Origin of the sequence: Parasphingorhabdus sp. DH2-15, assembly GCF_051668705.1 — a bacterium.
GTDB lineage: Bacteria > Pseudomonadota > Alphaproteobacteria > Sphingomonadales > Sphingomonadaceae > Alterisphingorhabdus.
Genome location: NZ_CP196351.1, coordinates 1,082,015 through 1,095,755 on the forward strand (window position 1 = coordinate 1,082,015; position 13,741 = coordinate 1,095,755).

Consider the following 13,741-nt stretch of genomic DNA (forward strand, 5'->3'; position numbering starts at 1 on the left):
GCCCCTTGTTAATAGGGCTATCCTGTTTGCTAATCAGCTCTTGCGGTTCAGCGACAGCGCCTGAACCTGTTGAACAGATTATCGTTAGTGAGCCTGGTACAGAAAAACTGGTCACAAATTCTGACGGTAGCGCGAATTCGCAAGATTTGGCTGCCGCTGGTGAGGCGGCATTTGCTATCTGCAAAGGCTGTCATGTTGTTGAGCCAGGCGCGGCTTCAACTGTTGGCCCTAATTTGCATAATGTACTGGGCCGTAAGGCTGGTTCAGTTGAGGGCTATACCTATTCTGAGGCATTGGCCGGATCTGACATTGTGTGGAGTGAGGCCGAGTTGGACGCTTTCATTGCAGACCCGCAGGGCAAAATTGCCGGTACAAATATGGTTGCTGGTGCTGTAAGCGACGCAGATTCTCGTGCGGCCATCATTGCCTATCTCGCTGCGCAATCAAATTAACGCACGACATGAAAAGCGGTGACAGAAGATGAGCAACCTGCGTGGATAATGATCGCATATTCTCATTTCTCACGCAGGAACTTGCCGCAAAACGGTCGGCCATATTGGTGACCGTTATTTCTGTGACGGGTTCTTCCATGCGTGACCCGGGCGCGCATATGGCCGTCGCGCAAGATGGTCGCTTTACAGGCTCTTTATCGGGAGGCTGTATCGAAAATGCAGTGGTTGCTGAGGCATTGCAATGCCTTGAACAGGGTGAGGCAAAAATTGTCCGCTTCGGCCAAGGTTCCCCCTATATTGATATCAAACTGCCCTGTGGCGGCGGGCTGGATATTCATTTTCAACCACTACGCGATAATGATTTTGCGGCGCAATGCCTGAATGCAGTGCAATCTCGCGAACCATTTGCCATAAGATTATCTGCGGGCGGAACAGCGCCTGAATTTGTCGATCATTGGCAACCCAATGGTTTTGATGCGCAAAATGACGAACATATTATCGGCCACTGGCCATCGCCGCGACTGATGCTTATTGGTCATGGTGCGGCCATGCTGCGTCTGGCCAATCTGGCGCAAGCCATAGACGTCGGCGTTATAACGGCTACCCCGCAGACCGATCTGCATGATCAGTTTTTGGCGATGGACATTGATGGCCGCTATCTCAATGCAGTGGACGATGTGGCAGCGATATTGAGCGATCGCTGGACTGCTATTGTCTTTCTGTTTCACGATCATGATTGGGAGGTGCATCTGCTCGCCGCAGCATTGGCCAAACCGCATTTTTATATCGGTGCGATGGGCGGCAGAACCGCCCAATTAAAGCGTATGGAAATGTTACAAGATCAGGGGGTTTCTTTACAAACGATCAAAACAATCCGTGCGCCAATAGGCCTTTTTCACTCTGCCAGAGACCCGGACACATTGGCTATTTCAACCTTGGCAGAAATCGTGAAATCTTATCAAAATACCGATTTTTCAAGTGACTATGATTGATAGTAATCAGGTTTTCTTGGCGGTTTTGGCGGCAGGCGCATCAGCGCGATTTGGTAGCACGGATAAGTTGGCCGCTCCGCTGCATGGCAAGATGCTGGGGCTGCATATCACAGATAGTTTATCAGCCATATCATGGGGCTGGCAGGCCGTGATATGTTCTGAACGCTTTATAGAATGTGCAGATGGATGGCGGCAAAGCGGATATGTTTTGATCGAAAATCCGTATGCTCATTTGGGAATGGGATATTCGGTAGCATTGGCCGCTAAGCGAGCCAAGGCAGCACAGGCGAATGCCTTGATGATCGTTTTGGCTGATATGCCTTTCGTCACCATAGAGCATGTGCAGGGCATTTTTCAGGCTGTGAATAGCGACATTGGCTCTGCGTTAATTGCTTCCACAGATGGCGTAAAGAACTTGCCGCCTGCATTATTTGGCGCTGAACATTTTGATGCGCTCATACAGCTTGAAGGCGATATAGGCGCGCGGGCATTGTTGCGAAACGCGCATAGTGTGGGCGCAAAAGCGGAATTGCTGGTGGATATAGATACGCCGCAGACTTTGGCGGCGTGTAATGAGGCTGCTCAGCACAAGCTCTAAAAAGAGCGGAAGCCAGCAGCAGGTGTGTTTCTGATTTGCCGGTCAATTGACATCAATACGCCAACGCAGATCATAATGGTCAGCATGGATGAACCGCCATGGCTTAAAAAGGGCAGGGGAATACCAACAACAGGAGCAAGGCCCATTACCATCATCAGGTTAATCGCCGCATATAGGAAGATGGTCATTGTCAGCCCACCAGCGCACAGCTTTTGAAAGCGTGAAGGCGCTTTAATGGCCAAATTCCAGCCCCAGCGCAGCAACAGGAAGAAACCAAAAATAACGGCAAACCCGCCAATCAAACCCCATTCTTCGGCCATTGTGGCAAATACAAAATCCGTATGTCCTTCAGGCAAATAGTCCAAATGGCTTTGTGATCCATTCAAAAAGCCCTTGCCGCTAATCCCGCCTGAACCAATCGCAATTTGTGACTGGGTGATGTGATAGCCAGAACCAAGAGGATCTTCCTCAGGATTGAGAAAGGTCGTAACACGGCGTTGTTGATAGGGTTCCAGCGCGAAGAAAAATGCAAGCGGTGCAGTTATTGCAACCATAATGCCAGCGCCAACAAAAAGCCGCATCGGCAGGCCAGCGAGGAATGCAACAGTTATGGCGCCAACGCAGATGGTGATGGTTGTGCCCAAATCAGGTTGTAGCAAAACCAGAGCGGCAGGCATGCCCATTAGCACCAGAAGTGGCCAGATAGCAGCAAAACTGCGTATATCGCCGCGCGGCAAAACGTCATAGAACCTAGCAATGGCAAGGACAATAGCAGGTTTCATAAGCTCTGAAGGCTGGATACGCATAAAGCCCAATGACAACCAACGCTGACTGCCGCCGCCCACTTGGCCGATTATCTCCACGCCGAGCAGCATCAGCAAGATGATGACATAGACTGGCAGGGAGGCGAATTTGAACAGCTCTTCCGGCAAATAGCTGATAACGATAGCCATTACAAAAAACAGTGAAAAGCGCGCAATGTGTAAGCCGGCCCATGGGGAAAAGGAGCCACCCGCCGCTGAATATAATATGGTCGCGCCGAAACCGGCCATGGCGATCAGCAAGACTATGGTAAACCATGATTGATTGCGCAGCGGGGCAGGGATGAGTGCGAGCATGTGTCTTGCCTATCCCTGTTCTGCGCTATTGCTGTTTTGGTTGCTATCGTCTTGCGGATCACTCTCTTGATCCGCTTGCTCACTTGCCTCTGAAGCGGCTGCTGCTGCCTTATTTGCCTGAAAGCGGGCAAATTGTTTTTCCATGCGTTCTTCGATAGTGCCGCCCCAAGCGCGTTCCAATGGAGCAATGGCTTCTTCAGCTTTGTCACGATCGAACAAGAATGTCAGCACATCACGAGCAACTGGATAAGCAGCGCCGGAACCGCCACCATGTTCAATAACGACAGCACAGGCATAGCGCGGGTTATCATAAGGCGCGAAACAGACGAACAGACCGTGATCGCGGAATTTCCAGGGTACGTTTCGGCCATCGCCGCGTGTTAGGCTGACCACTTGGGCAGTACCTGTTTTTCCGGCAACCTCAATATTGGGCAATGGCAGCGCAGCTCTACGCGCCGTGCCGGCCCCGTGAACAACATCACGCATTGCGGCTCTTGCCAATTCCAAATGTTCAGGTGCAATTTGCATTGCCGGTTGCTGCTTTTTGCGCTTGGACATTAGCAGGTTCGGGGTCAACTCACGGCCACTGGCAATGCGTGCAGTCATAACCGTTAGCTGGAGCGGATTGGTCAGCACATAGCCCTGACCGATAGAGGCATTGGCCGTATCTGCGGTGGTCCAGCGTCTTTTATGCTTGCGCTGCAACCATGCCGGGTCAGGCACCGTGCCGTAAAACTGGTTATTGACCGGCAGGTCATATTCCAGCCCCAACCCATGCTCGCGCATCATGGTGGCGACAGGGTCCATGCCGATACGCTGCGCAAAATAATAAAAATATGTGTCGCAGCTTTGCGCCACGGCGCGGTTCATATTCACCGTACCGTGCGTGCTGTGGCAACGGAAAAACCGGCTGCCCACACGCAGGCCGCCGCGGCATACAACCGTTTCTGACGGATCAATACCTGCCTTGAGAAAGGCGAGGGTGTTCATGGGTTTTACAGTTGATCCAGGCGGGTAAAGACCAACCAAAGATTTGTTGCGCAGGGGGACATGGTCATCATTGCGCAGCATGGCATATTCATCGACGCCAATGCCGTCCGAAAAGCTGTTAGGGTCAAAGCTGGGCATTGACGCCAGACACAATATATCACCCGTCACACAATCCATAACAATGACAGAGCCGGACTCAGGGCCTATTCGACGCCCGGCATAACGCTGCAAATCACCATCAATGGTTAGTTTGACGGGTGCACCGGGAGTATCAGGCCGCGTTTCCAATTCGCGTACGACCTTGCCGCGCGCAGTGACTTCAACACGCTTGGCTCCTGGTTCACCCCGCAATATCTGCTCAAATTGCTTTTCAAGGCCGTCTTTGCCCAGTTTGAAGCCCGGCGTAACCAACAGCGGAATTTTTTCCGCCTCATATTCCTTGGCATTGGCGATGCCAACATAGCCGAGCAAATGCCCAACCGCTGCCCCGCCGGGATATTGGCGACTAAAACCTTGTAGCGGCGCAACGCCCGGCAAATCAGGAATGCGCACATTGATGGCAGCGAATTGATCATAGCTCAGACCCGAAGCGACAGCGACAGGTTGGAACCCGTCGGCATCTTCTAATTCCGTATTGATGCGCTCAACCTCTTCGGCAGGAAGGTCGAGCAGGTCCGCAAGGCGGCTGACCGTTTGTGCGCCCTCAGTGAGCCGGTTCGGAATAATATCAACGCGAAAGTCAGCCTTATTATTGGCCAAAGGTTTGCCATTACGATCGACAATCCAACCGCGTCGGGGCGGAATAAGCGAAAGATTGACTCGGTTGCTTTCCGCCAGAACCTGATAACGTTCGTTTTCGGCAACAGCGATATAGGCCATACGGCCCGCTAACAGCATGCCGATAGCGGCCTGACTGCCGCCCAGCAAAAGCGAGCGCCGGTTGAAGGTAATATTCTGAGTCATAGCCGAAATGGCTGTTTTTTTGCCGTTCTTGCGGCCAATTCCCAATATGCTCATGTTGCCAGTCTCTTGCTGTCAATCCATGCTGCGCTGCGCAGGATCAGGGGAAACAGGCAGATAGAAAGCGTAATTTGTGGCAACAGCAGAAAAGGCGAAACCGGTATTTTGAAGAGATAGTTGATAAGGGCTGATAATATTATGAACCCCGTGATAAAAAATGCTGCCAAAAACCAGTCCTGCCAAAATTCGCGCCAGACATAACGCGAGTCTATGAGTTCCATTATTATCATCGCTAATGACCATGAAAATATAGCGTTACCAAATGGCTGTCCGCTGAACACATCGTCGACTGCGCCAAATATTCCCGCAGCCCAGATGGGCCATAGGCCCGGGCGTAATAATCGCCACGCCAACAAAACCAGAAAACCGAATGGCGGCAATATAGGGTAATCGGCAATGATTGGCAAAATCATTGGTAGCATAGAAGCCAAGACAACAGAGAGTACTGGATAAAGCAGCAGCTTTACCGTTGATCGTCTGCGGTTTAATCTTGCACTATAAGATCTCGACATTAGCGGCCCGGATCAGTTTGCGCTGCACCATCAACAATGCTGTCGTCACTCTGACCATCACTATTGTCAGACGGGTCATCAATAGGAATGAAACGGGGTTGTACCGTCACATAATCGGTTGCGGCGGGGGTGCTAAGCAAATTGGCTATTGCACCATCAGCAGTGCTTTCAACCACAACGGCTACGGGTATATTGGGGCGGTAAAGACCGCCATTGCCAGAAGTTACCATGATGTCGCCAGGTTCAAACGGGTTTACGCCCATTTCGACCAATTTAATAGCAATCCGGCCATCGCCTAGACCTTCCGTAAAGCCCACGATGCCGTCTTCGGTGCGTTTAACGGGCACACGGTTTCGCGGGTCGGTCAGTAACAGAATTTTTGCTGTGTTTGGCGTGGTGGTCAATACGCGGCCAACCAGCCCCTTTGAGGAGCGTACAGGTTGCCCTGCTTCCACACCTTGACGCGAACCGGCATATATAGTTGCAATGCGGCTGGTGCTGGTCGCGGTCGAGTTGATCAGCCGTGATATGGTTACGGTTGTGTCCGCTTCTTGCTCGACAAGGCCTAATAGCCTCCTCAACTTTATATTTTCTTGGCGCAGTGCATTGGCTTCGACAATCTGTGCTTCTTGGCGTTCAATGGTGCGTTCAAGATCTGCATTTTTCGATGCCGCTGCAAAATAGGCGGATACCTCATCCCAACTATTAGATGCGCCAGCACGTGCACCGGCTAAGCCTCCTGATACGGGTGCAGTAGCTTCTGACGCTGCGCCACGCAAAGCTGCAAAACCGGTGGGATCAATAAAAGATATGACAAGCAGGAACAGACCGACAAAGCCGCCCAATATAGCCAAAACATAACCAGTGAATGCGCGATATTGCGCTTTGCGGTTAAATCCCAGACGCCTGTTGGGCGGCGTCACCATAGCCAATCCCTTTCGTTACGAGGTCACAAATTATTGCGTGTGTAACACACCTTTGTAAACTGGGTCTTCCATTGCAATGCCAGTGCCCAATGCAACACAGCTTAATGGGTTTTCAGCCAGAGTGACGGGCAGGCCTGTTTCATCACGCATAAACGCGTCCAAACCTTCAATCATTGCGCCGCCGCCGGTCAACACAATGCCTTGATCGACAATATCCGCTGCAAGTTCAGGAGCAGTGTTTTCAAGAGCAATACGAACACCTTCGACAATGGTGCTAATCGGTTCTGCAAGAGCTTCAGCAATTTGCGCCTGATTGATAGAAATCTCTTTCGGCACGCCGTTTACAAGATCGCGGCCTTTGATCTGAATGGTGTGACCAACGCCATCAGCAGGTGCACGGGCAACGCCGAAATCCTTTTTGATACGCTCGGCGGTGGTTTCGCCGATTAACAGATTGTGGTGACGGCGAACATAAGAGACCAAAGCCTCATCCATTTTGTCGCCGCCAGTCCGCACAGATGTGGTATAAGCAAGGCCGCGCAGAGAGAGAACGGCAACCTCCGTCGTACCGCCGCCAATATCGACAACCATTGATCCGATAGGCTCTGTTACCGGCATACCGGCACCAATAGCAGCGGCCATCGGCTCAAGGATAAGATGCACCTGACTTGCGCCGGCATTTGATGCGGCATCACGAATGGCACGGCGCTCAACTGATGTAGAGCCTGATGGCACACAGATAACAATTTCCGGCTGATTAAAAAGGCTGCGCTGACGCCCTGTCACTTTCTTGATGAAATGCTTGATCATTTCCTCGGCGACTTCGATGTCGGCAATAACGCCATCACGCAAGGGGCGAATAGCTTCAATGGAATCGGGCGTTTTGCCCATCATCATTTTAGCATCATCACCGACGGCCTTAACCCGTTTGATGCCGTTAATGGTCTCAATAGCCACAACAGACGGTTCGTCCAGGACAATGCCCTGACCCTCAACATAGACCAAAGTGTTGGCGGTGCCGAGGTCGATGGCCATATTTTGTGAGCCGAATCTGAAGAGCTTGGAGAAAAATGACATTTGGTTCGTGGTCCGTATAATCTAGATATGCAAAATGAGCGGCAAAATTGCCACTCTTCTATGGGTTGCGCATAACCCAAATGTGTCCGAATGCAAAAGAAAAGCGGTGGATTATACACTTTTTCATGCTCGCTTCACAGCCAAAGCCCGTTTAGACAGTAAACCATGAAAATTCGCCGCCTTCCTGACGCACTTATTAATCGTATCGCAGCTGGAGAAGTTGTCGAAAGGCCTGCCAGTGCGCTTAAGGAATTGGTGGAAAATGCCATTGACGCCGGGGCTACTGCTATCGATATTCGTTTGTCTGCTGGTGGAATAGACGGGCTTATCGTGCGTGATAATGGTTGCGGTATGACCCGTGATGAGGTTTTGCTCGCTTTAGAGCGGCACGCCACATCCAAATTACCAAGCGACGAGATTGAAAAGGTCATGTCGCTGGGCTTTCGCGGCGAAGCACTGCCATCTATCGCTAGTATTGCGTTAATGCGGATCACCACGCGCCCTAATCCGGAATTCGTTTTGGATGGTGACAGCAGCTTAGACGGCTGGTCAGTAGCAGTCGATCATGGTGAAATGGTGCATGACGGTCCTGCTGCAACGCCGCCGGGGACAGAAATTTCCGTCAGTCAGGTTTTTGCCAAAGTTCCCGCACGCCGCAAATTCCTCAGGACGCCGCGCAGTGAGTTTGCCGCTTGCAGCGATGTTGTGAAGCGCTTGGCGATGGCACGGCCTGATATCGGTTTCCGGCTTGAAAATGACGGCCGCAAAAGCATCAATGTTCAACCCGAACAGTCACTGACAATGCGGGTGGGGGCACTGACCGCACGCGGGCTTATTGATAACCATATGGTCATCGACCTGGAGCGAGAAGGAACGCATTTGCGCGGTATTGCGGGCCTTCCGACATTTAATCGAGGAGTGGCCGATCACCAGTTTCTGTTCGTCAATGATCGTCCGGTTAAAGATCGCCTGCTGACCGGTGCAGTGCGCGCTGCCTATGCCGAAATGCTAGCACGTGACCGCCACCCGGTTGTGGCACTCTATATCGATGTGCCTGTCGATGAGGTAGATATCAATGTCCACCCAGCCAAGACCGAAGTGCGTTTTCGTGAGGCGGCCAAAATTCGCGGCATGATTGTATCCGGTCTGCGGCGCGCATTAGATGAGAACGGCTTTCGTGCTGTACAGCGTCCACAAGCCAGTGCTCTACAAAATTGGCAGGTCGGCTCGACAATATCTCCGCCCGGATCGCAACAAGGCCACTCCGCTGCGCATAGCTTTGCACAAGACTCATTAGCATCTAACAGCGCTGCGAACTTTGCTGAGGCTCCGCAGACAGGCGCATTTCGCGGCTTTGACGGAGTGGGTGTACCCGAACAGCAAGCTCCAGCCAATTTGTCCGATGAAAGTAATCAATATCGCCATGATGGATTGGATATGCCATCAGCCCGCGCCGAAATAGCAGAGGCTAATGTGCCAGACGCTGTGCAACATCCGCTTGGCGTGGCGCGCGGGCAGGTTGCAGAGACATATATTGTTGCTGAAGCAGGTGATGGATTGGTGATTGTTGATCAACATGCCGCACATGAGCGATTGGTGCTAGAACGGATGCGCAGCACATCACAGACCGGTGCGCAAAAAGCGCAAATCCTGCTGATGCCTGAAGTGGTTGAACTGGATGAAGTCGCTTGCGATCGTCTGGAAGAGCAATTGGACGAGATGACAGCAATGGGGTTGGAAATGGAGCGCTTTGGCCCTTGCGCTATGATGGTGCGAGCAACACCGGCAATGCTGCGCAAAGTTGATGTCCAAGGACTGGTCACCGACCTTGCGGACGAGCTGGCAAGCCTTGACCAGGCATTGAGCCTGAAAGAGCGCATCGACCATGTCGCGTCGACAATGGCATGCCATGGCTCGGTACGCGCAGGCCGTATTTTGAGTGTAGCAGAAATGAATGCCCTATTGCGTGAGATGGAAGTGACCCCACATTCTGGTCAATGCAATCATGGGCGCCCAACTTGGGTTAAGCTGGCACATGATGATATAGAGAAACTCTTCGGGAGAAAATAATGCGACATAATGGTGCGATTTTGGGTGTGGCTGTCATGGCTTTGGCAATGACAGGCTGTGCAGAGCAGGAAGCCATCACTGAGGCAGAATTACAGCGCCCTGTAGAGGTAGAGCCGGTCAGGACCGACAATTTGGAAGACGACACTGCGACAGATTCTACAGATGATGCAGCCACGCAAGATTCTACCACTGATGATGAGGGCAAAGCTACTGAATTGGTCCTTGAGCCAGTTACATTTTCAGAAACACTCAATATCGTTCGCCCGGGTTTAGGCTGCTCGTTCATTGGCGGGGATGATGCATCTTTGCTTTTTGCGACGGGTGAAGATGGCGCTGATCAACCGATACAGGCCGCAGTAAAAATGAATGGAGGGATTATCCCTCTGCTTGGTCGTGGTGGTTATTCAGCGTTGGAAGCTGGACCAACGCTGACCAGTGAGGCTTTGGAAGTCACTATTCAACGTGGCGAAGGCGAAGGCGAAAAGGTCGGTGTTGAGACAATGGAATGGCCTGCAACCCTGACCATCGCGCAAGATGAGGGCGGCAGCGCATCTTATGAAGGACGCTATAGCTGCGGCGCCTGATGCTATTGCTTTTCGGCGTCTCTCACTCTGATTAGCCCGATGCTTTTCATGGTGAGCACAGCTTCGTCATTTTGATTATAGACCGTTATGGTGCCCTCCATGCTACCCATTTCGGGGCGGCTTTTTGAACGGCGCTTGCTTGTCGTAACACTCTCACAGCGTAGTGTGTCACCGGGATATACTGGTTTAAGCCAGCGAATCTCATCAACGCCGGGTGATCCTAATCCGGCTTGCGGATGTGCATGCATATTATCGACCATCATGCGCATGGTCATCGCGCAGCTGTGCCAGCCGCTTGCTGATATCTTGCCAAAATGGGTTTTCGCTGCGGCCTCATCGCTCAGGTGAAATGTTTGAGGATCATATTTCTCCGCGAACTCCAGAACCTCTTCGCGGGTGACAGCATAGTTACCAAAATAATGTGTTTCGCCGATTTCAATATCTTCAAAATATCGCATGTCATTGGTCTCCACGGGTCGGATGATCTTTTGTGTTCATCTGCTTCATATGTGCGGCTGCGAAACAAAACTTGCCCTTTTGCTATCATCATGGTGATCTCACGCAAGTTAAAAACAGGAGCTTATTATGATTCGATCTTCAGCCAAACTTTCCTTGCGTAAGTCACATTGGCTCGCTGCAGCAGTTTTACCTGCCATTGTTCTGGTTGCGCCTGCACCTGCGCAAGAAGTCGATATCAATAATCGCATCATTGATGAGGGTATGAATCAGTCTGAGGTGATGGTGACAGCACATGAATTGCTTGATGGCATTGGTTCCCGGCTAACCAATTCGCCAAATACGCGCAAAGCAGAAGATTGGGCGGTAGCCAAATTTCGCGACTATGGTCTTTCCAATGTTCGTAAAGAAGGCTTTTTGTTTGGGCGCGGTTGGTCAATGGAAGCATCTTCCGTTACGATGATTGCACCGCGTCCATTGCCGTTGACCAGTATACCCATCGCTTGGACGCCGGGTACAAATGGAGAGCTTCGTGCCGAGGTAGTACTTGCGCCAATTTCCGAAGAAGCAGATTTCGACAAATGGCGCGGTAAGTTGAATGGCAAGATTGTGATGCTCAGCGTGCCGGGCACTGGCGATGAGCAGGATACACCACAATTTCGGCGCCTAACAGGTGAAGATTTTGGCAGATTGGATCAATTTCGTCAGCCTTTTCATGATCCTAATGCAGAAGATCGCCGTATTAAACGTGTAACTTTTACCGAAAAACTGGATAGCTTTTTGGCCGAAGAGGGTGCCGTAGCTTGGGCGCGGCGTGCGCGGCGTGATGGCAAGCTGGTGCATGGCGAAGGCTATACTTATTTGGCGGGTCGTAGCCCAAAGTTGCCAGGTGTAGAAATTGCTGCTGAAGATTATCGCCGTATAGCGCGATTGGCGATAGCGGCAGAAACTAAAGGCACTGCCCCGACCTTGGCAATCAATAGCAACACACGCTTTCATGATGATGATCTAAACGCCTATAACATCATTGCTGAAATACCAGGTACGGACCCCAAGGCAGGCTATGTAATGGCAGGGGCGCATTTTGATAGCTGGCATGGCGGCGACGGCGCTGTAGATAATGGCGCTGGGAGTGTCACCGTAATGGAAGCAGCGCGTATTTTGAAAAAATTAGGACAACGGCCAAAGCGGACTATCCGGTTTGTTCTTTGGGCTGCTGAGGAACAGGGGCTACTTGGTTCCTTGGCTTATACGGAAAGATATCTGGCTTATCGCCCTGCGGCTGATCCTAATGCACCTAGCCCAACATTTGGCTGGAGCAACCGTTACCCTATCAACAAACGACCGGGCTATTATGATTTGAAAGCCTATTTTAATATGGACAATGGTTCGGGTAAGTTGCGCGGTATTTATGCAGAAGGTAATGACGCAGCGGTGCCATTGTTGCGCAAATGGCTATCCCCATTCGCGCAAATGGATGCCGGGCGCGTGGTGGCTGGTCCTACGGGGGGCACAGACCATGTCTTCATGCAATCAGTTGGTGTACCCGGGTTTCAGTTCATCCAAGACCCGCTCGATTATTTCCCGCGCTTGCATCACACCAATATTGACACGTTCGATCATCTCCGTCCTGCCGATTTGCGTCAGGCATCTGTAGTAATGGCCGGGGTATTATGGGCTGCTGCTAATGATAAGGATACTCTGGCTCGGCAACCTCTGCCGCGTGAACCAAAGGCTACTGACCCGTTCGCTTATAACGAACCGGATTGATGGTTGAAAATCTAAGCAATTAAAGAGTTGATTTCAGGTTGTGAGAGGCGGTGATAAAATGCTGTTAAACGTTAAATTTAAACAGCATGATGTCACCGTCGCTGACAACATATTCTTTGCCTTCTTGCCGTAACTTGCCTGCATCGCGGGCACCGCTTTCGCCATTAAGCGCGACATAATCATCATAGGCGATTGTTTCGGCACGAATAAAACCGCGCTCAAAATCACTATGGATTTCACCAGCCGCTTGCGGGGCTTTTGCATCACGTTCAACGGTCCATGCTCGGGTTTCTTTGGGGCCAGCGGTGAAGAAGGTTTGTAGGTTCAGCAAGGCATAACCCGCACGGATGACCCGTGCCAGGCCGGTTTCATTCAAGCCCATTTCTTCCAGGAACATCTGTTTTTCATCTGGCTCCATGCCGACCAGTTCAGACTCTATTGCGGCAGACACAATAACCGCCTGAGCGCCCTCAGCCTGTGCGCGTTCGAAAACTGACGCGCTATATTCATTACCGGCTTCAGCGCTGCCCTCATCCACATTACAAACATAGAGAACAGGTTTAGAGGTTAAGAGCTGTGCCTGAGCCAGCATCTTTTCTTCTTCTTCATTCGCAGGTTCGGTGAGCCGTGCCGGTTTGCCATCACGCAGTAAATCCAGCGCCTTAGCCAAAACCGAAGCACTTGCTTTTGCATCCTTGTCACCAGCATTGGCGCGCTTTTGTAAGGCGGGGACACGCTTTTCCAAACTTTCCATATCGGCAAGCAGCAATTCGGTTTCGACAACCTCTGCATCGGCAATCGGGTCGACATGGTTGGAAACATGCTGGATATCATCATCAACAAAACAGCGCAGCACATGGACAATGGCATCAACCTCGCGAATATTGCCCAGAAACTGGTTGCCCAATCCTTCGCCCTGGCTCGCGCCTTTCACCAATCCGGCAATGTCGACGAAGGTCAATTGCGTTGCGATAACCTTGGCGCTGCCAGCAATTTTGGCGATAGTGTCGAGCCGCGTATCGGGCACGGCCACAATGCCTTCATTCGGTTCAATTGTGCAAAAGGGATAGTTGGCCGCTTGCGCCGCCTGTGTCTCTGTAAGAGCGTTGAAAAGGGTCGACTTGCCAACATTGGGCAGACCGACAATACCGCATTTAAAACCCATGGATGATTGCC

At 51.5% G+C, this 13,741-nt stretch carries 13 protein-coding genes; 6 read left to right on the forward strand and 7 right to left on the reverse strand.

Going from position 1 to position 13,741, the window contains the following annotated elements; all coding sequences use genetic code 11:
• Positions 1-26: 26 nt before the first annotated feature.
• The 3 genes from ACR9YC_RS05010 to ACR9YC_RS05020 are packed head-to-tail and all read left to right on the forward strand — an operon-like array spanning position 27 to position 2,042.
• Positions 27-452: a c-type cytochrome gene (locus tag ACR9YC_RS05010; protein ID WP_438730698.1), complete on the forward strand. Its 426-nt coding sequence runs from the start codon at positions 27-29 to the stop codon at positions 450-452.
• A gap of 41 nt (positions 453-493) precedes the next feature.
• On the forward strand, positions 494-1,444 hold the full coding sequence (locus ACR9YC_RS05015; RefSeq protein WP_438730701.1) for an XdhC family protein: 951 nt from the start codon (positions 494-496) through the stop codon (positions 1,442-1,444).
• A complete protein-coding gene (locus ACR9YC_RS05020; RefSeq protein WP_438730704.1) occupies positions 1,437-2,042 on the forward strand; it encodes a nucleotidyltransferase family protein in 606 nt (201 codons plus the stop codon). The genes ACR9YC_RS05015 and ACR9YC_RS05020 overlap by 8 nt, the downstream gene beginning before the upstream one ends.
• Here ACR9YC_RS05020 and rodA read toward each other — a convergent pair.
• The 5 genes from rodA to ACR9YC_RS05045 form a co-directional block, all read right to left on the reverse strand.
• On the reverse strand, positions 2,039-3,160 hold the full coding sequence (rodA, locus tag ACR9YC_RS05025; protein WP_438730706.1) for a rod shape-determining protein RodA: 1,122 nt from the start codon (positions 3,158-3,160) through the stop codon (positions 2,039-2,041). The two genes, ACR9YC_RS05020 and rodA, sit on opposite strands and share 4 nt — an antisense overlap.
• Before the next feature lie 9 nt (positions 3,161-3,169).
• Positions 3,170-5,167, reverse strand: a complete 1,998-nt coding sequence (mrdA, locus tag ACR9YC_RS05030) for a penicillin-binding protein 2 (RefSeq protein ID WP_438730709.1) — start codon at positions 5,165-5,167, stop codon at positions 3,170-3,172.
• Positions 5,164-5,583 (reverse strand): rod shape-determining protein MreD, encoded by a 420-nt coding sequence (gene mreD, locus ACR9YC_RS05035; RefSeq protein ID WP_438730712.1) that lies wholly within the window; start codon positions 5,581-5,583, stop codon positions 5,164-5,166. Before mreD ends, mrdA begins: the two co-directional genes overlap by 4 nt.
• A gap of 98 nt (positions 5,584-5,681) precedes the next feature.
• Positions 5,682-6,608 carry a rod shape-determining protein MreC gene (mreC, locus tag ACR9YC_RS05040; RefSeq protein ID WP_438730714.1) on the reverse strand — a complete coding sequence of 309 codons (927 nt, stop codon included), beginning with the start codon at positions 6,606-6,608 and terminating at the stop codon, positions 5,682-5,684.
• 30 nt (positions 6,609-6,638) lie between these two features.
• Positions 6,639-7,685, reverse strand: coding sequence for a rod shape-determining protein (locus tag ACR9YC_RS05045; RefSeq protein ID WP_438730717.1), 1,047 nt, complete (start codon positions 7,683-7,685; stop codon positions 6,639-6,641).
• A 165-nt stretch (positions 7,686-7,850) separates the two neighbouring features.
• Between ACR9YC_RS05045 and mutL the strand changes: the two genes are divergently transcribed.
• Together mutL and ACR9YC_RS05055 are read left to right on the forward strand one after the other, a co-directional pair.
• Entirely contained in the window at positions 7,851-9,755 is a 1,905-nt protein-coding gene (gene mutL, locus ACR9YC_RS05050; RefSeq protein ID WP_438730720.1) for a DNA mismatch repair endonuclease MutL, read from the forward strand.
• Positions 9,755-10,339, forward strand: coding sequence for a hypothetical protein (locus ACR9YC_RS05055; RefSeq protein ID WP_438730723.1), 585 nt, complete (start codon positions 9,755-9,757; stop codon positions 10,337-10,339). Before mutL ends, ACR9YC_RS05055 begins: the two co-directional genes overlap by 1 nt.
• A 2-nt stretch (positions 10,340-10,341) precedes the next feature.
• On the opposite strand, the gene ACR9YC_RS05060 is transcribed toward ACR9YC_RS05055, so the two are convergent.
• Positions 10,342-10,797 carry a MaoC family dehydratase gene (locus ACR9YC_RS05060; RefSeq protein WP_438730726.1) on the reverse strand — a complete coding sequence of 152 codons (456 nt, stop codon included), beginning with the start codon at positions 10,795-10,797 and terminating at the stop codon, positions 10,342-10,344.
• A gap of 127 nt (positions 10,798-10,924) precedes the next feature.
• Here ACR9YC_RS05060 and ACR9YC_RS05065 point away from each other — a divergent pair, with 127 nt between their 5' ends.
• The gene (locus ACR9YC_RS05065) at positions 10,925-12,565 is read left to right on the forward strand and encodes a M20/M25/M40 family metallo-hydrolase (protein ID WP_438730729.1); all 1,641 of its coding nucleotides are present in this window, start codon (positions 10,925-10,927) and stop codon (positions 12,563-12,565) included.
• Positions 12,566-12,629: 64 nt separating this feature from the next.
• Here ACR9YC_RS05065 and ychF read toward each other — a convergent pair whose 3' ends face one another.
• Positions 12,630-13,730 carry a redox-regulated ATPase YchF gene (gene ychF / locus ACR9YC_RS05070; protein WP_438730732.1) on the reverse strand — a complete coding sequence of 367 codons (1,101 nt, stop codon included), beginning with the start codon at positions 13,728-13,730 and terminating at the stop codon, positions 12,630-12,632.
• Between the last annotated feature and the right edge of the window lie 11 nt (positions 13,731-13,741).

What these genes read in the sequence shown, in the direction of transcription:
- ACR9YC_RS05060 (WP_438730726.1), bottom strand. Translation starts at nt 10,797, where the DNA reads ATGCGATATTTTGAAGATATTGAAATCGGCGAAACACATTATTTTGGT.
- ychF (WP_438730732.1), bottom strand. Translation starts at nt 13,730, where the DNA reads ATGGGTTTTAAATGCGGTATTGTCGGTCTGCCCAATGTTGGCAAGTCG.
- rodA (WP_438730706.1), bottom strand. Translation starts at nt 3,160, where the DNA reads ATGCTCGCACTCATCCCTGCCCCGCTGCGCAATCAATCATGGTTTACC.
- ACR9YC_RS05055 (WP_438730723.1), top strand. Translation starts at nt 9,755, where the DNA reads ATGCGACATAATGGTGCGATTTTGGGTGTGGCTGTCATGGCTTTGGCA.
- mreC (WP_438730714.1), bottom strand. Translation starts at nt 6,608, where the DNA reads ATGGTGACGCCGCCCAACAGGCGTCTGGGATTTAACCGCAAAGCGCAA.
- ACR9YC_RS05045 (WP_438730717.1), bottom strand. Translation starts at nt 7,685, where the DNA reads ATGTCATTTTTCTCCAAGCTCTTCAGATTCGGCTCACAAAATATGGCC.
- mrdA (WP_438730709.1), bottom strand. Translation starts at nt 5,167, where the DNA reads ATGAGCATATTGGGAATTGGCCGCAAGAACGGCAAAAAAACAGCCATT.
- ACR9YC_RS05020 (WP_438730704.1), top strand. Translation starts at nt 1,437, where the DNA reads ATGATTGATAGTAATCAGGTTTTCTTGGCGGTTTTGGCGGCAGGCGCA.
- ACR9YC_RS05065 (WP_438730729.1), top strand. Translation starts at nt 10,925, where the DNA reads ATGATTCGATCTTCAGCCAAACTTTCCTTGCGTAAGTCACATTGGCTC.
- mreD (WP_438730712.1), bottom strand. Translation starts at nt 5,583, where the DNA reads ATGATTTTGCCAATCATTGCCGATTACCCTATATTGCCGCCATTCGGT.
- mutL (WP_438730720.1), top strand. Translation starts at nt 7,851, where the DNA reads ATGAAAATTCGCCGCCTTCCTGACGCACTTATTAATCGTATCGCAGCT.